Annotated in this window: 13 protein-coding genes; 6 read left to right on the top strand and 7 right to left on the bottom strand. The window is 63.0% G+C overall.

The window, feature by feature from the left end:
* Nucleotides 1–52: 52 nt before the first annotated feature.
* A complete protein-coding gene (locus tag MLD24_RS00985; protein WP_248163245.1) occupies nucleotides 53–940 on the bottom strand; it encodes a U32 family peptidase in 888 nt (295 codons plus the stop codon).
* Between the two features lie 9 nt (nucleotides 941–949).
* On the bottom strand, nucleotides 950–1,945 hold the full coding sequence (gene ubiU / locus MLD24_RS00980) for a ubiquinone anaerobic biosynthesis protein UbiU (protein WP_248163244.1): 996 nt from the start codon (nucleotides 1,943–1,945) through the stop codon (nucleotides 950–952).
* A gap of 284 nt (nucleotides 1,946–2,229) precedes the next feature.
* Between ubiU and MLD24_RS00975 the strand changes: the two genes are divergently transcribed.
* Nucleotides 2,230–4,251 carry a methyl-accepting chemotaxis protein gene (locus MLD24_RS00975; protein WP_248163243.1) on the top strand — a complete coding sequence of 674 codons (2,022 nt, stop codon included), beginning with the start codon at nucleotides 2,230–2,232 and terminating at the stop codon, nucleotides 4,249–4,251.
* A gap of 162 nt (nucleotides 4,252–4,413) precedes the next feature.
* Nucleotides 4,414–6,429 carry a YncE family protein gene (locus MLD24_RS00970; RefSeq protein WP_248163242.1) on the top strand — a complete coding sequence of 672 codons (2,016 nt, stop codon included), beginning with the start codon at nucleotides 4,414–4,416 and terminating at the stop codon, nucleotides 6,427–6,429.
* A 35-nt stretch (nucleotides 6,430–6,464) separates the two neighbouring features.
* Here MLD24_RS00970 and hemN read toward each other — a convergent pair whose 3' ends face one another.
* Nucleotides 6,465–7,886, bottom strand: coding sequence for an oxygen-independent coproporphyrinogen III oxidase (gene hemN / locus MLD24_RS00965; RefSeq protein ID WP_248163241.1), 1,422 nt, complete (start codon nucleotides 7,884–7,886; stop codon nucleotides 6,465–6,467).
* Nucleotides 7,887–8,212: 326 nt separating this feature from the next.
* On the opposite strand from hemN, the gene MLD24_RS00960 reads away from it, so the two are divergent.
* Entirely contained in the window at nucleotides 8,213–9,577 is a 1,365-nt protein-coding gene (locus MLD24_RS00960; protein ID WP_248163240.1) for a phospholipase effector Tle1 domain-containing protein, read from the top strand.
* Between the two features lie 79 nt (nucleotides 9,578–9,656).
* Entirely contained in the window at nucleotides 9,657–11,189 is a 1,533-nt protein-coding gene (locus MLD24_RS00955; RefSeq protein WP_248163239.1) for a cryptochrome/photolyase family protein, read from the top strand.
* Nucleotides 11,190–11,217: 28 nt separating this feature from the next.
* Here MLD24_RS00955 and MLD24_RS00950 read toward each other — a convergent pair whose 3' ends face one another.
* Nucleotides 11,218–11,805 carry a DUF2845 domain-containing protein gene (locus tag MLD24_RS00950; RefSeq protein WP_227174302.1) on the bottom strand — a complete coding sequence of 196 codons (588 nt, stop codon included), beginning with the start codon at nucleotides 11,803–11,805 and terminating at the stop codon, nucleotides 11,218–11,220.
* Between the two features lies 1 nt (nucleotide 11,806).
* Nucleotides 11,807–13,495, bottom strand: a complete 1,689-nt coding sequence (locus tag MLD24_RS00945; RefSeq protein WP_248163238.1) for an HAD family hydrolase — start codon at nucleotides 13,493–13,495, stop codon at nucleotides 11,807–11,809.
* 148 nt (nucleotides 13,496–13,643) lie between these two features.
* On the opposite strand from MLD24_RS00945, the gene MLD24_RS00940 reads away from it, so the two are divergent.
* Together MLD24_RS00940 and MLD24_RS00935 are read left to right on the top strand one after the other, a co-directional pair.
* Complete coding sequence (locus tag MLD24_RS00940; protein ID WP_227174298.1) at nucleotides 13,644–13,787, top strand: DUF2256 domain-containing protein; 144 nt, start codon at nucleotides 13,644–13,646, stop codon at nucleotides 13,785–13,787.
* Entirely contained in the window at nucleotides 13,784–15,316 is a 1,533-nt protein-coding gene (locus MLD24_RS00935) for an FAD-binding domain-containing protein (protein ID WP_248163237.1), read from the top strand. The genes MLD24_RS00940 and MLD24_RS00935 overlap by 4 nt, the downstream gene beginning before the upstream one ends.
* A gap of 179 nt (nucleotides 15,317–15,495) precedes the next feature.
* Here MLD24_RS00935 and MLD24_RS00930 read toward each other — a convergent pair whose 3' ends face one another.
* Together MLD24_RS00930 and MLD24_RS00925 are read right to left on the bottom strand one after the other, a co-directional pair.
* Nucleotides 15,496–16,539, bottom strand: a complete 1,044-nt coding sequence (locus MLD24_RS00930; protein ID WP_227174294.1) for a pre-peptidase C-terminal domain-containing protein — start codon at nucleotides 16,537–16,539, stop codon at nucleotides 15,496–15,498.
* Between the two features lie 271 nt (nucleotides 16,540–16,810).
* Nucleotides 16,811–17,863 carry a hypothetical protein gene (locus MLD24_RS00925; protein WP_227174292.1) on the bottom strand — a complete coding sequence of 351 codons (1,053 nt, stop codon included), beginning with the start codon at nucleotides 17,861–17,863 and terminating at the stop codon, nucleotides 16,811–16,813.
* Nucleotides 17,864–17,904: the final 41 nt, after the last annotated feature.

Below are 17,904 nucleotides of genomic sequence, written 5' to 3'. Positions count from 1 at the left end.
GCAGGCGCCATCACGGCGCCTGCCTCCGGATCATCAGCGCAAACGCCTGCGCTCAGGCGCTTGCCATGCCCGGCTGACCGTACCAGTAGCCGTTGCACGGCGGTGCTTCCACCAGTTGCAGGGGATCGGTAGCCGGCTGTTTACCGCGGCGGACAGCGTCAAAACGTTGCACCACCTCCGCCATGCCCTGCCACTCCGGGCTGAGACGTACTGCGTCCACGCCCATGGCGGCCATTGAGGGCAGCTCCCGCAGCAGATCGTAGCGGTAGCCCGACAGGGTGGAAACGCCGTTGAGACGAAACAGCTCCTGGGATTCCCGGGACCGCAACGACAGCCCGTCCGGGTGCTGCAGGCAGCGGAACTCACACCGGTCCTTGGGTAGGTTGTAATGGCGGGCGGTAAAGCAGCGGGACGACCACGCCAGTGGCAGGAAGCCCCAGGCAAACACCTCCACCGGCAACACCAGTCCCTGCTCCTGCAGTTCCGCCAACAGTGCCTCCAGGGTCTGTCGCGACAGTTCCACCGGCAGGTTCCAGCCCTGCAGTCCCCGTTGCGCCAGGATCTTCAGGGTGGCGCTGTTATAGATGTTCACCGCCGGCCCGGTCACAAAGGGTACGCCCTGGTCGATCAGCAGCTGCATGGCGCTCTGATCGTTGGCCTCGACCCGAAATTCCTGTTGTTCACACAGCCGGCGCAGGGTGCGCAGATCGGCTTCGGACTCGATCAGGGTCTGGCTCGACAGTACCACTTCCTTGCCGCAGGCGGCCAGTTCCCGGGCCAGCGCCAGCCAGTCCTCCAGCTTGAGCTCCCGACGCCGGGAACACACCGTTTCCCCCAGGTGAATGCGATCCACCGGCCACTCCGCCGCCTCGGCGTAGAAATCAAACACCGATTGTCGCGACCAGAACCAGAGGATGGGGCCAAGGGACAGAGAGAGCATGATGGGCTCCTATTTCCAGTTGCGGTGGTAAGCGCCGAGGGTGGTCAGACCGCCCTCCGACAGCCCCGACAGGGTATGACTCCAGCCCGGCTCGACGGCATAGCGATCAGCGCCGGCGGCCAACCGGTCCAGCGCCTGGCGCCAGGTGCCGGCCACCGCGCGGATGTAGGCCGGGCTACGCTGGCGGCCTTCGATCTTGACGGCAGTAATGCCCATGGCCGCCAGTTCCGGCAACAGGTCCATGGTATTGAGACTGACCGGTTCCTCGATGGCGTGATAGACGCTGCCTTCGACCTCAAACCGGCCCTTGCACAGGGTCGGGTAGCCGGCCGCTTCGCCATCGCCGTAGCAGTCGATCATCACCTCATTGAGGCGGGATTCCAGCCCCTGGGCCGACTCCTGCCACCGTACCGCCTTGGCCGGCGAACAGGCACCCCGGGTGTTGGGAGACTCATCGGTGAGGTAGGACGACAGATAACAGCGCCCCTCCGCCATGATGCACAGGCTGCCGAACGCAAAAACCTCCAGCTCCACCGGACTGGCTCGGGCGACGTGCCGTACCTGGTCCACCGACAGCACCCGCGGCAGCACCGCCCGACGGATACCAAAGGTTTCCTTGTAGAAGCGCAGTGCTTCGTAGCTGGTGGCCGAGCCCTGCACCGACAGGTGACGGGACAGGTCCGGGTAGCGGTCAGCGGCGTAGGCCAGCAGCCCCATGTCGGCGATGATCAGGGCATCCACCCCCAGGCGGGCGGCGCGGTCCACCGCGGCCGTCCACTGGCGCCAGCCATCGGGCTGGGGATAGGTGTTGATAGCGCAGAAGACGCGGGCGCCGTGACGGTGAGCGTAGTCGATGCCCTCCGCCGCCCGCGGGTCATTGAAGTTGAGGCCGCTGAACTGGCGGGCGTTGGTGCTGTCGCGAAAGCCGATGTACACCGCATTGGCACCGTGGTCGACGGCGGTCTTGAGGGCCGGCAGACTACCGGCGGGACAAACAAGCTCCATGACATCCTCCGCAGCGGGCAAAGCCGACACCTTACCCGCCTCCCACCAGGGTCACCTTGACCTTTGTCAGACCGTCCCCGGATAGCCGCTACCACCGCCGTGGTACTCCACGTTCAATTCCCTATTGACCGATTTTCTGCTGACGACTCCGGCGATTAACGTTTGCTGACAGCATGTTACATAGGCCGGCCCTACCTCTTCAGCTACTCCATCGCGCGAATACCGGCAACTGCTAGACTGAAGAAGAATGGAAGTACCGTGTGAACTCATTGACGAGGCCCACCATGAAAGCGCTCAACCACCTCTCCATGCAGGGCAAGCTCATCCTTCTGGTACTGCCCGCCCTGCTGGTGATCCTGTACTTCGCTATCGACAACATTCTCACTTCCCGGGACGAACTGTCCAAAATGCAGCAACTGGACGACCGGGTCCGCCTGGTTGGCCTGGCCGACCCGCTGATTGCCGCACTGCAGAAGGAACGGGGCCGCTCCGCCGTCGCCTTTGCCAGCAGTGGTGATCTAGCCCGTCAGGCCAAGCAGAACCTGGACCGCCAACGCCAGGAGACCGACCGTCGCCTGCAGGAATACAACAACAACATCCGCGCCCTGCTCGCCGAAGCGGAATTTGACCGCGCCGTCACCACCAGCATCCGGGAGGTCGAGCAGCAACTGAAAGATCTGCCCAACCTCCGCCAGCAGGTGGATCAGAGATCAATTGCCGCCAGCGAGTCCGGTCGTCGTTACACCGGGCTGATCATGGGCATGATCGACCGCATTCCACTGATCGTGCGCCGCGCCAGCACCGGGGAGCTGGCCCGTCAGGTCAATGCCTACTTCGCCCTTGCCGAGGCCGCCGAATACGCCGGTCGCGAACGGGCCGGCGGCGCCTCGCTGATCCGCAGTGGCCGCTTTGATCTGGCTCGACTGCAACAGGTGGCCGAACTGGCAGGACGACAACAGGCGTACCTCACCAGCGTGCAGTCGATGCTGCCCTCGGACTCGCCACTGCGGGACACCATCGCAAAACTCGATACCCTCCCCGCCAGCCAGGAACTGGCCCGCCAGCGCCAGACCCTGTTTGCCAACGCCGCCGGCCTGACCCAACTCAACGCCGCGGGCTGGTTCGACACCACCACCGAGCGGATTGAAGTCATGAACACCGACCGCCAGGTGCTGCTGGACAACGTCCGCCAGTTGGCTGACCAGAGCCTGGCAAGCGCCCGCAGCAACCTGCTCACCGCCTCGGTGCTGGCCGCGGCGGCGGTATTGGCGGTGCTGGTGCTGATGCTGCTGACCATCCGCACCATCAATCGTCAGGTCGGGCAACTGCTGTCCGGCATCCGCTTCGCCATGGACCAGAAGGATCTGACCCGGCCCATCAACGTGGCCAGCCGGGACGAAATGGGGGCCATAGGCACCGCCATCAACGAGCTGTTCCAACGCTTTGGCCAGGCCCTGTTGCAGATCGACAAGGCCAGTATCCAGCTGGCGACCTCCACTGAGCAGACCAGCTCCACCGCCGACCAGAGCGCGGCCCAGGTCCGCCAGCAACAGCAGCAGATCGAACAGGTGGCCACCGCCACCGAAGAGATGACCGCCACCTCGGAGGACATCTCCCGCAACACCCAACAGGTGGCGGATGCCGCCCAGCGGGCCCGGGAGAAAAGCCGGGACGGCGACCGGGTGCTGCAGGAAAGCATGGCGCGGATTCACAGCCTGGCGCGCTCGGTGCAGGAGGTGAACGCGGTAATCGATACCCTGGAGCAGCGCAGTCAGTCCATCAGCGAGGTGGTTGAAGTCATTCGCCAGGTGGCGGAACAGACCAACCTGCTGGCACTGAACGCCGCCATTGAAGCGGCGCGGGCCGGGGAGCACGGGCGCGGTTTTGCCGTGGTGGCCGATGAGGTGCGGGCGCTGGCCCGGCAGACCCACGAGTCCACCACCAAGATCGAGGACATTGTCGGCGGTTTCAGGGACATCACCAGCAATGCCGGCCAATCCATCGCCACCAGCCACCGGCTGGCCAATGAGACCAGCGGACAGGCCTCGAACCTGGAGCAGACCTTCGCTGACATCCTCAACGACGTCTCCGCCATTGCCGATATGGCCAACCAGATTGCCACCGCCTCGGAGGAGCAGGTGGCCGTCACCCGGGAACTGGCCGGCAGCATGGAACAGGTTCGCGAAGCCGCAAATCTGACCTTCACCGGCTCTCAGGAGATCACCCAGGTGACCGGTGAACAGGCCCGGTTGTCACGCCAGCTGCAGGACCTGGCCAACGACTTCAAGGTGCCGGCCCAGGCCTGAGTACGGACCGGTGACGGCGGCCGACTGTCACCGGTTCAACTTTTTTTCGCCCGCTCTGCCTCCAAACCCGTTTCTCGCGAGTACTCCTCAAAGAGCCCACCCTCTCTGGCGCTTTCCGGGGGGCCTGTTTGCCATTACAAACGAGAACACGAGGAATGGATCATGACACAACCACGTTTTTCCCAATGGAGCCATCGTTGCTGCAAACGCTTTCAACCCCATCCGCTGACCGTTGCCCTTCTGGGTTCACTGGTGCTGACAACAGGCTGCGTCTTCGACAGTGACGATAACGATACTCCGGCGGTGACCTTCCCGGCGGCGACCCTGTACATCGCCAGTAACAGCGGTGACGGCGATACCACCGTGCGAGTGCGTGACCGGGATCTCGCGCTGCTGAACAGCTACACCACCGGTGCCAACGAAGGCGTACTGGTCACCCACGCCGGCCACCTCATCCAGGCCGGTGATCTGATGGACACCGGCCGTGTAGTCACCGCCTGCAACGCCGCCAAGCGCAGTAGCGATGACCCCAGCTTCCAGCTGACCGGGGCCAACACCACCCTGCTCAAGCCCAAGGGCATGGCCTATCTGGCCGAACAGGGACTGGTGGTGGTAGCCAACAACACCGCCAGCAACCTGCTGGTCATCGGTGCCTCAGCCGCCGGTAACGTTGCCCCGGTCGCCACTGTGGCCCTGGCCGCCAATGCCTGGGATGTGCACTACGATGCTGATGGTGATCGCCTGTTCGTGGCCCAGGTGGATGGCTTGGTCGCAGTGTTCGACGACTTCGAAGACACCCTCGGTATTGGTGGCGCCAGCCGCACATTTTCGATCATCGACGGCGATAACGAGACTTCCGTCAATCTCCACGGCATTGACTACGACGCCGCCAGCGATCGCCTGATAGTGTCTGACGTTGGCCAGGCCAGCTCGCCAGACGATGGCAAGCTTTATGTCATCAATAACGCCAGTACCGCCAACGGCACCGTCACTGCCGCCATCACCTTCAAGGGCGACAACACCCGGCTGGGTAACCCGGTGGACCTGCAACTCCATGGCCCCCACCTGCGCATCGCCGAGAAAGCCAATGGCGGCGGCGCCCTGCTGACCATCCACAACCTGTTTCAGACCTCCGGTGGCAACGTCGCCCCGGACCATGTGCTGGACACCCCGGCACCGGAATCCCTTGCCATCATGCCGACCATGATGCCGATGCCCGGCGCCACTGATGTCAGTGATCCTGGCACCGATTACGAGGTGCTGGTGACCAGCAACCCGGCCGTGGGCTCAGCGACCTCCGGCCAGCTGTTCACTGTGGACAAGGGGCTGGAGAGTAATCTGGCACTTGCTTTCAGCAGTGCATTGGCCAGCGCCGAAAACGTCACTCTGGATCGTGATGGTAACGCCTACCTCAGCTACGACGACGGCACCACCGCAAACAGCGGCCTGGCGGTGATAGGTGCGGTGGAGGAACGGATGGCGTTCAGCCTGTCACGGGATCGACTGATCACCGGCAGCAATACCCGGCTGATGTCGCCCAAGGGCGTGGAGCTGGCGGACGACCTGGGGCTGGTAATCGTAGCGGAACAGGCCGGGGCGGAAATCCTGGTGTTCAGTGCCTGTGACAGTGGCAACGCCACTCCCCGGGTAGTCAGTACCGGAGACGTGGCGCCCTGGGACAGTGACTACGATGCCAGTGGCGACACGCTCTACGTCGCGCTCACCAACGGCACCGTCGCTGCCTACGATGATTTTTCCAGTCGCCTGGGCAGCGCCGGACCAGACCGTATTCTGATGCCGGAACCGGCGGCCACCAATCTCCACGGCATCCGTTACCATGCCGCCAGCGACACCCTGATCGTGTCGGACGTGGGTTCCGGGGCGGAGAGTAACGATGGTGCGCTGATGACCCTGCCCGGCGCGTCCATGGCCAATGGCACGGTGATGGTCGGCAAACGCATCGCCAACCCTGGCGACGGCAGCGACCTGACCGGGCTGGGTAATCCGGTGGACATCGCCTTCGACGGCCAGGATCTGTACGTAGCGGAAAAGATCAACGGCCAGTTGCAGCTGTGGCGCGACTTCCTGACCGATGACAGTCTGCAGGGCAACGTCGCCCCCAGTGTGCGACTCAATGCCACCGCGCCGGAGTCAGTCGTGCTGATGCAGGACCGCTGACAGCCCCCGGCAGGGTTATGCCTTAGCGAGAGGCGTCAGATGATGCGGGAGAATCGCTGGCTGGCGCCTTCCTTGCGATAGCGATCAAACAGCTGGCAGATCGCCCGGATCAGCAGCCGCCCGGCCGGCAGCACCAGCAGGCTGGTGCCGGTATCCGCCACCAAGCCGTCACGCATCATCGGCTGCAGGCGCTTGAGTTCATCGGCAAAGTAGTGATCGAAGTCCAGCGCCCATTGTTGCTGGAAGCGGTCCCGATCCAATCCGAAGTGGCAGATCAGCTCGCCGATGACCCAGCGACGGATCTGGTCGTCCCAGCTCAGATTCACACCACGGGTGATGGCCAGCTGGCCGTTGTCGATGGACTCCTCCCAGGCCGGCAGGTCGTGGTTGTTCTGGAAGTAGGCGTCGTCAGTCTGGCCGATGGCAGACACCCCAAGCGACACCAGATCGCATTCCGCGTGGGTGGTGTAGCCCTGGAAGTTGCGATGCAGACGGCCTTCCCGCTGGGCAACCGCGAGGCTGTCGTCGGGCTTGGCGAAATGATCCATACCGATGTACTCGTACCCCGCCTCCAGCAGCCGCCGGATGGTGTTGTGGAGGATCGTCAGCTTCTGCGCCGGCGTCGGCAAGGTGTCGTTGGCAATCCGCGTCTGGGGATAGAAACGCTCCGGCAGATGGGCGTAGCTGAACACCGACAACCGGTCAGGAGACAACTCAATAACACTGTCGAGGGTCTCGGCGAAACTCTCCGGCGTCTGGTACGGCAGACCGTAGATCAGATCCAGGTTGATTGAGCCGAAGCCCAGCCGACGGGCCTCGTCCAGCACCACCTCGGTCATCGCCCGTGGCTGAATGCGATTGACGGCCTTCTGGACCTGCGGATTGACGTCCTGCACGCCCAGGCTGATGCGGTTGAAGCCCAGCTCCCGCAGGGTCGACAGGGTATCGTCGGCCACTTCCCGCGGATCAATCTCAATGCTGAAATCCCGCTGGTCATCGTCCGCTAGCCGGAAGCGCTCGGCGTAGCCCTGCATCAGGTGACGCATGGCGTCCCGGGGCAGGAAGGTAGGGGTACCCCCGCCCCAGTGCAATTGGGTGACCGTGCGATCGGGGCCAAACAGCGGCGCCTGCAGCTCCGCTTCCCGGAGCAGCCGCTCGACGTAGGGCATGGCCCGGTCGTAGCGTTTGGTAATAACCTTGTTACAGGCGCAGTAGTAGCACAGATGGGCACAGAACGGCAGGTGGGTATAGAGAGACAAGGGTCCACCCTTCTGACGGCTGCGCAGGGCCGCCTGGACCATGTCCTTATCCCCGAACCCGGACTGGAACTCCACGGCCGTGGGGTACGAGGTGTACCGCGGACCGCTGAGATCGTAGCGCCGGATCAGCGCGTCGTCCCAAACCAATGCCTCGCCGATCCCTGTCGCTGTATCCCACTGTACCGCTTCAACTGCCATGACCACCTCTCGCACAGATCACAAAGCCATAGTCTAGCGGCGGTCGCGGGTTTGACCTTTGACCAACATCAAACCCACCGTGGAAACTGCGGTCGTCTATACTGTCTGGAAAACACCGGCGGGGTGTTCATCGGCTGGCAGGTCCTCACCGGGTCTGCCCGCCCCGCCACCGGAATTCCCCCAAGTGGCGCTGTTATCGTGGTTTGATATGTCCGAGGGCAAAACAACAAGGCAGCCCCTCAACCCGCCAACGCCGGATACCGTTGCACGGAGGTACCGTTCCCACAGAGGTCAGGGGCGCCTGGAGCACAACAGGAGGCCCCGCCATGCGCTCAAAGAAACGGATCATCCTCTGCTGCGATGGAACCTGGAACCAGCCCGACATCGCCCCCACCAACGTGGTCAAGCTGGTCCGCAGCATTCGGCCCACCGGCTCCGATGGCACCGAACAGGTGGTGTTCTATGACGAGGGCGTCGGCACCGGCAGCCGGGTGGACCGCCTGCTGGGTGGCGCCTTCGGCAAGGGGGTCGCCAAAAACGTACTGGATTGCTACCGTTTTCTGGTTCACAACTACAGCCACGAAGATGAGATCTACTGCTTTGGCTTCAGCCGCGGTGCCTACACCGCCCGGGCCGTGGCCGGCTTCGTCCACGCCGTCGGGCTGATGGAAAAGAGCGAGCTGGAAACCCTGCCCAAGGCCTACCGCTACTACCGCACCCCACCGGAACAACGCCCCAACAGCATCTACGATGAGAATGTCCGTCCCGACATCCGCATGATTGGGGTCTGGGATACCGTCGGCGCCATGGGCGCTCCCACGCCGCTGCTGAAAAACCTCACCAGCCATTGGGTGGGGTTCTTCAACACCCACCTCAGTCCCCAGGTCAAACACGCCTACCAGGCACTGGCGCTGGACGAACAGCGTGGCCCGTTCGCGCCCGACCTGTGGACCGGGCAGATCAACGACGACCAGACGGTGGAGCAGTGCTGGTTCCGCGGAGTCCATTCCGACATTGGCGGTGGCTACAAGGAAGCCGGTCTGTCGGACATTGCCCTGTTGTGGATGGCGGATAAGGCCCGCACCCTGGGACTGGATTTTGACGCCACCTACCTTGCCGGTCTTACCGACCCGGACCCGGCCATGCCCGCCCACGACTCCTTCAGCACCGGCTACCGTCTGCTGGAGATGCTGCGCTTCGAGAAAGGCATCCGGGCGGTCTATGGCGATCCCGCCGACCCACCCCTGAACGTTGCCATTCATCACTCGGTGGAACGGCTGGTCCGCAGTGGCAAATACCTGCCCCGCAACCCTGACTTTCCGGAACTCGAAGGCATGCCATCCCGGGTTGAAACCACCAGCGGCATTGCCACAGCCTCCCAGCCCGCTGCCGCGGCAACCGATGCTCCCGACAGCGATACGATCCCGTCGAGGGGCGAAGACCGTCGACAATCCCGGCGCCATCAGGTGGGGCCGGTTGAGGCAGAGCTGGCGGTCAGTCAGGGCGCCCAGCCAATGAGCTGCCAACTGCTGGACTTCAGCCCCGGTGGTGGCGTGCGCATTCGCACCGAGCAGGCCATTAAGGAAGGCGACCGGGTCCAGATCGCCAGTGACCTGTTTGATCCGGCGGATGCGGTCTGTGTCTGGCATCAGGGCGACGAGCATGGGCTGGCGTTTGTGAAGGCGGCCTGATTCGGTTCAGCGAGATCCAGCACTGGCGGTGTGACGTAAACCGGGGGTAACCAAACCCCGACACCGCCAGGACCCAACCATGCGCAACCTGATTCTGATCCTCGGCGATCAACTCAGCCACGGCCTGTCCGCCCTCTGCGACGGCGATCCCACCTGGGACCGGGTGGTGATGGCCGAAGTCCACCAGGAGGCCAGCTACACCAACCACCACCGCAAAAAACTGATCCTGCTGTTCAGCGCCATGCGCCACTTTGCCGACGAGCTTCGCCAGGCCGGCTGGCAGGTCGACTACCAGCCCTACCACCCCGACAACCAGCACCAGACCCTGGAGGAGGTTGTCGCCGCCAGGGTCACCGAGCATGCGCCTGAACGCCTGATCACCACCGAATGCGGCGAATGGCGACTCGATCAGGCCATCCGCCAGTGGCACCAGCGCCTCAAGGTGGCGGTGGAAATCCGGCCCGACACCCGCTTCTTTGCCAGCAAGCAGACGTTCGCCCGCTGGGCCGAGGGCCGCAAACAGTTACGAATGGAGTATTTCTACCGGGAAATGCGGCGCCACACCGGTCTGCTGATGACCGCCGACGGCGGGCCCGAAGGCGGCCAGTGGAACTACGACAGTGACAATCGCAAGAAATGGACCGGCAAGCCCCCCGCGCCGGCGCCCTTCCGGGTGGAGCCGGACACCATCACCCGTGAGGTGATCGACCTGGTGGAAACCCACTTCTCCGGCCACTTTGGCAGCAGTGACAATTTTCACTTCGCGGTCACCCGCGATCAGGCCCGGGAGGCGCTGGCACATTTCATCGACTTCGCACTGCCATGTTTCGGCGATTACCAGGACGCCATGTCGGACCAGGAGGACTGGCTGTTCCACTCGGTGCTGTCGCCCTACATCAACTGCGGCCTGCTTACCCCTCAGGAGGTGTGCGACGCCGCCTGCCAGGCCTATCAGCGCGGCCAGGTGCCACTCAATGCCGCCGAAGGGTTTGTGCGCCAGATTCTCGGCTGGCGGGAGTTTGTCCGTGGCCTTTACTGGCTCACCATGCCGGATTATGCGCAACTCAACAGACTCGGCAACCAGCGCCCACTGCCCTGGTTCTACTGGACCGGGGACACCCGCATGCGCTGCCTGCACCGGGCCATCGACGCCACTCGCCGTAACGGCTATGCCCACCATATCCAGCGCCTGATGGTCACCGGCAACTTTGCCCTGCTCAGCGGCATTGCGCCGGCGGACATCTGCGACTGGTACCTGGCGGTCTACGTGGATGCCTATGACTGGGTGGAACTGCCCAACACCCTGGGTATGGTGATGCACGCCGATGGCGGCTACCTGGGCTCCAAGCCCTACGCGGCCAGCGGCAAGTACATTCAGCGAATGTCAGACCACTGCCAGCAGTGCCACTACCGGGTGACCGACAGCACCAGCGACCGGGCTTGTCCGTTCAATGCCCTGTACTGGCACTTCCTCGACCGTCACCGTGACCAGTTTGCCGGCAATCCACGCATGACGATGATGTACCGCAACTGGGACCGGCAAAAGCCGGAACGGCGCCAGGCGATACTGGCCCGGGGTGACTGGCTGCTGGACCACCTGGAACAGCTTTGATCGCGTGCGGTCAGGCGCGCCTGACACATTACCGTGGCTTGTTGCCGGTACGGACCTCCACCACCAGACCGTCCCGAAGAATCACGATTCGGCGGAAGCGATGCTTGCCAAAGCCATAGAGCCATTCCTTCACCGGCATGATCGAAATCCCCGGCACCGGATCGGCCAGGCTGGACAGATCAAACGGCTGCCAGAACAACCGCTCCGAGACCGGCTCGCCACAGCGGCTTACCAGCTCAAATTCACTCAGCCCTTCCCTGAGGGCACGGCTATCACAGCGGGCGCGGGGATCGGGGTAAAAACCGTAGCCCAGGGTTCTAACCCGTTGCAGGCTGCCATTGCGAAACTCCAGACGACGGATCAGACGCTGGGGGCCAGGATTGTAATACCAGTGTTCCACCGTCTGGGTGACCCCCAGCCCTGGCACCGCCCGGGTGGGATAAACCGCGACATAGTCCGGCTCACCACAGCGGTCCCGCACCTCCACCGGCCAGTCCCCCAGATCCACCAGCGAGGTACCACAGCGAATGGCGGCGTGGGCCAGGGCAGGCCCCATCAGCAGACAGGTCAGCACCAAGGTCATCCACTTCTTCGGATCAGGGCGTGGGGTCATCATGTCAGGGCGGCCCCACCTCGCACGCCAGCACCAGGGCCCAGAACTCGGAGAAGTCGTTCACCACCACATCCGGTTTGTGAGGGTGCTGGTGGGTACCGGGGAAGATTTTGTTGAGCCAGGGCAGATCCCACTGGGCGCCGTTGAAGAACACTCCGGTCATCCCTGCCCGCTTGGCAGCGATGATGTCAGTGGTACTGTCCCCCACGTACCAGACACAGGGGTCGGCCGGGTACTCCAAATTGGCCGCAGCCAGTTGCAGTTGGTCGGGGTGGGGCTTGCGCAATGGCGTGTCGTCGCCACACACGGTGGTGTCGAACAGATGCACCCAGCCATGCCCCTCCACCGCAGCCAGTTCCTGCTCAAAGAACTCCCGGTCCCGGTTGGTGATCAGCCCCACCTGAATGCCATGGCGACGCAGGGCCGCCAGCATGTCGCTGACCTTGGGCTCAAACGGCGTCACCGTGCCGAAGTGATTGCGGTAGTGGCGATTGAACGCCTGATGGGCAATCTGCTTGGCCTCCTGATCTTCACCAAACAGCACCTCGAATATGTCGGTGCGGGAGATCTTCCGGTCAGCCTTGACCTTGGGGTGCAAGGCCGCGAATTCCCGCACGTACGCCACCAGGCGGGCATCCTCCGGGGTTTTGCTGTCCTCCGGCGCAACCATCCGGTTCATCAGGGCCAGCGCATGGAACTCCGGCAGCATGTCATCCACGGCGTGGTACATGGCATCGAGGGTGTCCACCAGGGTGGCATGCCAATCGAACAGGATCACCGACGGCCGAATCAGTTTCGCCACCGCCGGGTGCCAGTCGGCTTCAATGCGCGGCTCCGGTGGCGTCGGCGGCGGGTGGGCGGGGGGCCGCAAATGCGCCACCGAGCCATTGAGCGCCCCCGGATGGCCACGCTCAAGCAGCGCCAGGCCGTCCATCAGGTCTTCAAAGCTGTCGAGGATGGCGTGGGGGGTGTCGCGGTAGCTGAACCAGCTTTCAATGCGATCCTGATCCCAGCAGGCGCCGTTGTAGAACACCCGGGTCACCCCGGCGCGGGCTGCGGTAATCATGTCGACGTAACTGTCACCGATGTACCAGGCGTGCTGATCGGCCGCCAGACCGAGATTGTCCAGAGCCCTGAGCATGACTTCCGGATCGGGTTTGTAGTGGGTAACGTCATCGGCGCACACCGTGGTGTCGAACAGGCCCTGCCAGCGCCCGTCGTCGACGGTCGCAATCTCGGTATCGAGAAACTCACGGTTGCGGTTGGTGGCTACCGCAAGCCGGATACCCAGTTCCTTGCAGGCCACCAGATACTCGTACACGCCGGACTGAAACGGCTTCACCTGACCGAAGTACTTGCGGTAGCACTGGTTGTAGGCGTCGTGAGCAATCAGCCGGGCGTCCCGGTCGTCACCGAAAATGGCATTGAAGATGTCGGTCCGGGACACTCGCCGCTCAGCCAGGATGCGTGGGTGCAATCGGCGGTAGACCCGGATGTAACGCACCAGACGGGCATCCTCCGCGGTCATGCACTTGGATTCCGGCAACAGCCGTTCAACCAGACCAAGCTCCTCCAGTTGGGGCAGCATGTCCTCCATCGCGCTGAACATGGCATCGCTGGTATCCACCAGGGTGCCATGCCAGTCGAACATCAACACTGCCGGCACCGGCAGCGAATCGGAAAATCGGGCCATGTTCCACGTCTCTCCTGTTTCCGCTGAGCATCGCCCGGCCAGTCCCCTGCCCCATCTTCACAAGGAAAGCCCGGATCAGCCCGTTGCGGTTTGAGCCAATCCAGCAGGCAGCACCAGCCGTACTGTCAGTAAAACCCAAGAGTCGGCAATGCACAAAAAATCCCAGCTCCCCGAAAAACAGTGTCCGGTTTGTCGGCGTCCGTTTCGCTGGCGCCGCAAGTGGGCCCGTGACTGGCCGCAGGTACGTTACTGCAGTGAGCGCTGCCGCCGGGCCAGAAGGTCGATACAATGACGACGGTGGTGTGGTTCAAGCGGGACCTGCGACTGGACGATCACGGTCCGCTGTCGGCCGCCACCGCGCTGGCGCAGCCGGTGATCGCCCTGTACGTGGTGGAGCCCGGGTACTGGCAACTGGACGACACCAGCGAACGGCACTGGCGCTTTATTGCAGAGAGCTTGCGGCAGCTGGACCAGCAGTTACGCCAACACGGCAACCGCCTGTACCTGCACTATGGAAGTGTCCCCGATGCGCTGGCAGACCTGCATCGGCGGTGCGGCATCCAGCGCCTGTTCTGCCACCAGGAAACCGGCGGCCGCTGGACGTTTGAGCGGGACATCGCCGTGGCCGGCTGGTGTCAGAGTCACGGTGTGACCCTGTCGGAGTGGCATCAGTTCGGCGTGGTGCGCCGTCTGGCCAATCGGGATGTCTGGGATCACCACTGGCGCCAGCGCATGATGGCAGATTGCCTGTCCCCTCCGCCCAGCCTGCCGGCACCGCCATCTACCCTGCCCGAAAGCCCCTGGCGTGAACCGGCCTGCCGCTGGAATACGCCCTGCCCGGAGCGACAGCCCGGTGGCAGCCATCACGGGCAGCGGTTGCTCGACAGTTTCCTGAGCCAGCGCTGCCTGGGGTACCAGTACCGGATCTCCAGCCCCAATACGGCCGTCAGCAGTTGTTCCCGGCTCAGTCCGCACCTGGCGTACGGCACCGTCAGTCTGCGGCGGCTGTACCAGCAATCGAAACAGGCAGGCGACGCCCGTGTGGCGTTGCCACGAAAGCAGCGCAGCCTGACCCGTTTCCGGTCACGGCTGCATTGGCACTGCCACTTTATCCAGAAACTGGAAGACGAGCCGGAGCTAGAGTTCCGGGCAGTACACCGGGATCTGGAACACCTGAAATCCGCGCCCGATGACCCGGAGCGGTTGCAGCGCTGGCAGCAGGGCATGACCGGCTGGCCGCTGGTGGATGCCACCATGCGGGCGCTGGCCCATACCGGCTGGATCAATTTCCGGCTGCGCGCGATGGTGATGGCGGTGGCCAGTTATCAGCTGTGGTTGCACTGGCGCCAGCCCGCCCTCCACCTGGCGCGGCTGTTCACCGATTTTGAACCCGGTATCCACTACCCACAGGTGCAGATGCAAGGAGGCCTGACCGGCATCAACGCCTTGCGGATCTACGATCCGGTACGCCAAAGCAAGCAGCTGGACCCACACGGTCAGTTCCTGCGGCAATGGTTACCGGAACTGTCGGGGTTACCGGATGATCTGATCCACACCCCCTGGCTGCTGAGTCACAACCAACAGCAGCGCTATGGCAGCCAGGCTTACCCGAAGCCCATCTGCGACCACCAGCTTGCCGCCCGCCAGGCGCGTCAGGCCATTGGCCAATTCCGTCAGCAACGGCTGACCAATGATGAGACTCGACGCGTGCTGAGCCGACATGGCAGCCGCAAGGGACCGAAACAGTCACGCCCTCGCCCACTGATCAAAGACCGCCAGCCGCCAGCAATGGCACAGCAGTTGTCGTTATTCGATGACTGATCATCGTTTTAGGCTTGGGAACCATCGAGAGCGTGGAGAAAGCGAGCGTGTTGAGAAAGCGAAAGTGTAGAAGAGGCGGGGCAGGAACAGACGAAAGGGGTAGGCGCAGAAGAAAGGCGTAGGTTCGGAGAGGCGACCCGGGCACCAGAGGTGGTCCGGGTCGCAAGATCAGACCAGCCTCAGCGACGGATCACAGACAGGGTGTAGATGCCCCGGCTGTCGTCGTAGCTGCTGGCGGTGATGTGGTAGTCACCCGGCGCCAGACGCGTGGTGATCTGAGCGTTGTAGTTGCTGCCACCATCGTCGTCTTCAGTGGAGAAACCGTTGGGGCCTTCCAGGGTCAGCAGTGAGTCCAACGTGTCAGAACGCATGTCGATCTGGTACAGGCCTTCCTCTTCCACAGTGAAGGTGAAGATGTCCGGACCGGAACGCATCCAGCCAGTCACCTCGGTAGGAACGTCAATCGGACCACCGGTCATTTCCGTCAGGTCCACATCCATCTTGGAGACAGACAGATCGTACAGGCCCGGCGTGGCGTCGTAGGACGTTGCGGTCAGGGTGTATTCGCCCGGTTCCAGAATATCCCCAAGGCGGGCGTTGTAGCCTTCACCGCCATCGTCATCCTGGGACTCGTAGCCACCGGGGCCTTCCAGGATCAGCATGGCGTCGACAACGTCCGACGTCATGTCGATCTGGTAACCGCCGGCTTCGGTGATGGTCAGGGTGTAGCTGTTACCACCGTCGGTCATCCAGTCGCTGATGCTGTCTTCCGGCACCAGACTGGACACCTGGTTCAGCTCCAGGGTGCGGGAGTTCAGGCTGAAGGGACCGTAGGTGTTGGCGTCAGCACCGCTTACCACCAGAGTGTACTGGCCTGCATCTTCCACTTTGAAATACAGCGGCGAGGCATTGGCCATCAGCTCATTCTGGCTGTTGTAAAGCGCCAGGGAACCAACCACGCTGCCGTCCAGCTCGATTTCCACCAGCTCATCGGCGTCCAGGTTCAGGTTGAACTGGGCATAACGGCTACCGTCCTTGAGGTTGAGGCCGCTCTGGGTGGTCAGCTCGCCACGGGCGCGCTCACCCACCACCAGTTTGCCCGGTGCACTCACTGCAGCCTGGGTACCTACACCACCGGCAGAGGGGCCCTGCAGAGCCTGACAACCAGCCAGCAGCGTCACCGCCACGCCACCAAGAACCAGGGAAGAAACATTCTTTTTCATCACAAAACCTTTATCGTCCTGAGGTTTAACAACAGCCGGATACCGGGGCATCCGTTCCACACGCGCAGCCGTACCGCGCCGGATGCCCACACCGCCAGCCACACGGCGGCACTGTCGGGAGCACCCGCTTGCCGGCAATATCATAACGTTAAACCGGGCGGGACGGAGAATGTTTGTTGAAATTACCAGGGGAGAGTAAACAGAGAAACCTGGCGTACCTGAACGCCTCCCAGAGAAGACCGCTCAGGTACGCCAGAGGTGCTGGCAGGACCTATTCAACACACTGGCTGATGTGCACGTAACCGGTTCCCGGTACGTAGGGCGCCAGTTCGTCGGGCTCCTCCGCGCTCTCGGCGCCCCAAAGGAAGGCAACCACCTGCTGGCAGATGGCGGTTTCGGTCTCGAATTCCAGCCGCGCCTCAATGGTGCCATCAGACTGCATGTCGATCAGCTGGACACTGGGCCGGTCCTGGTCACCACTGTATTCAAAAAACCAGGTGTAAAAGTTCACCGACGGATTGATACTGCTGGTAAACCGGCGTTCCACTAGGCGTTCCTGAGCGTCATAGATGAGGTCCGTGGAGCTGGTCAGGTCGGAGTTGAGGCCACTGCGGGCAAAGGCATCCGGTTTGCCGAATCCGGTCCAGGTGATGTCGGTCCGCACATCGCTGCGGGAATCCTCACTGGCAACCGGCAGGGGATCGCTGCCATCGTAGAAAAAGGTAATGGTACTTTCCGGGTCCGGCTCGTTGGGCAGGTACTCCTCGACCTTCACCAGGCGGCTACCGTTATGCTCCAGATGCTGCTGGGTGGCGAACTGCAGAGCGCCAGCAGCACTGTAGATCATCTGGGTGCTGGTGTTGAGCCAGCCATCGTCGTTCCAGTCGTAGGTCGTGTCGATGTAACGACCGTCGGCCTGGGTCTGGCGAATGCTCTCAAGCCTACCATCGGTGCCGTAGCTGTACTCAAGTACCGAGTTGGCATCGTCATCGCTGGACAGGGAAAACGAGACGAAATCCGCATCTTCCTCACCGTCGTCGGTGTAGGTGTATTGTTCCCGGACCAGACGCCCCTCGGTGTCGTAACTGAACTGGCGTACGCCTTCAAACACGCCATTGTTATCCAGGTCATAACGCACCGTGGCAATACGCTCGCTGGCGATGCCGGGCTCGCCGTCGCCCGGGTCGCCACCGCCATCGCCACCACCGTCACCCGGGGTGTCGTCCCCGGGAGGGTCATCGCCACCGGAAGAACCACCGCCGCCACAACCCACTGCCAGCGTTGCCGCCAGCACAATCCAAAGCCACCGGGACAGACTTGTCATTGCACCCTCCTGAGGTCACCGAAGGCGAACGTACGCCTCCG

Origin of the sequence: Marinobacter xestospongiae, from assembly GCF_023156385.1 — a bacterium.
Lineage (GTDB): Bacteria > Pseudomonadota > Gammaproteobacteria > Pseudomonadales > Oleiphilaceae > Marinobacter > Marinobacter xestospongiae.
The sequence above is the reverse complement of the archived record's forward strand: the minus strand, read 5'-3'. Positions and strand labels throughout refer to the sequence as shown.

Bases quoted from the DNA above. Each gene is read 5' to 3' on its own strand.
- MLD24_RS00945 (WP_248163238.1), bottom strand. From the start codon at position 13,495: ATGGCCCGATTTTCCGATTCGCTGCCGGTGCCGGCAGTGTTGATGTTC.
- MLD24_RS00940 (WP_227174298.1), top strand. From the start codon at position 13,644: ATGCACAAAAAATCCCAGCTCCCCGAAAAACAGTGTCCGGTTTGTCGG.
- MLD24_RS00970 (WP_248163242.1), top strand. From the start codon at position 4,414: ATGACACAACCACGTTTTTCCCAATGGAGCCATCGTTGCTGCAAACGC.
- MLD24_RS00950 (WP_227174302.1), bottom strand. From the start codon at position 11,805: ATGATGACCCCACGCCCTGATCCGAAGAAGTGGATGACCTTGGTGCTG.
- MLD24_RS00975 (WP_248163243.1), top strand. From the start codon at position 2,230: ATGAAAGCGCTCAACCACCTCTCCATGCAGGGCAAGCTCATCCTTCTG.
- hemN (WP_248163241.1), bottom strand. From the start codon at position 7,886: ATGGCAGTTGAAGCGGTACAGTGGGATACAGCGACAGGGATCGGCGAG.
- MLD24_RS00935 (WP_248163237.1), top strand. From the start codon at position 13,784: ATGACGACGGTGGTGTGGTTCAAGCGGGACCTGCGACTGGACGATCAC.
- MLD24_RS00985 (WP_248163245.1), bottom strand. From the start codon at position 940: ATGCTCTCTCTGTCCCTTGGCCCCATCCTCTGGTTCTGGTCGCGACAA.
- MLD24_RS00955 (WP_248163239.1), top strand. From the start codon at position 9,657: ATGCGCAACCTGATTCTGATCCTCGGCGATCAACTCAGCCACGGCCTG.
- MLD24_RS00925 (WP_227174292.1), bottom strand. From the start codon at position 17,863: ATGACAAGTCTGTCCCGGTGGCTTTGGATTGTGCTGGCGGCAACGCTG.
- MLD24_RS00960 (WP_248163240.1), top strand. From the start codon at position 8,213: ATGCGCTCAAAGAAACGGATCATCCTCTGCTGCGATGGAACCTGGAAC.
- ubiU (WP_248163244.1), bottom strand. From the start codon at position 1,945: ATGGAGCTTGTTTGTCCCGCCGGTAGTCTGCCGGCCCTCAAGACCGCC.
- MLD24_RS00930 (WP_227174294.1), bottom strand. From the start codon at position 16,539: ATGAAAAAGAATGTTTCTTCCCTGGTTCTTGGTGGCGTGGCGGTGACG.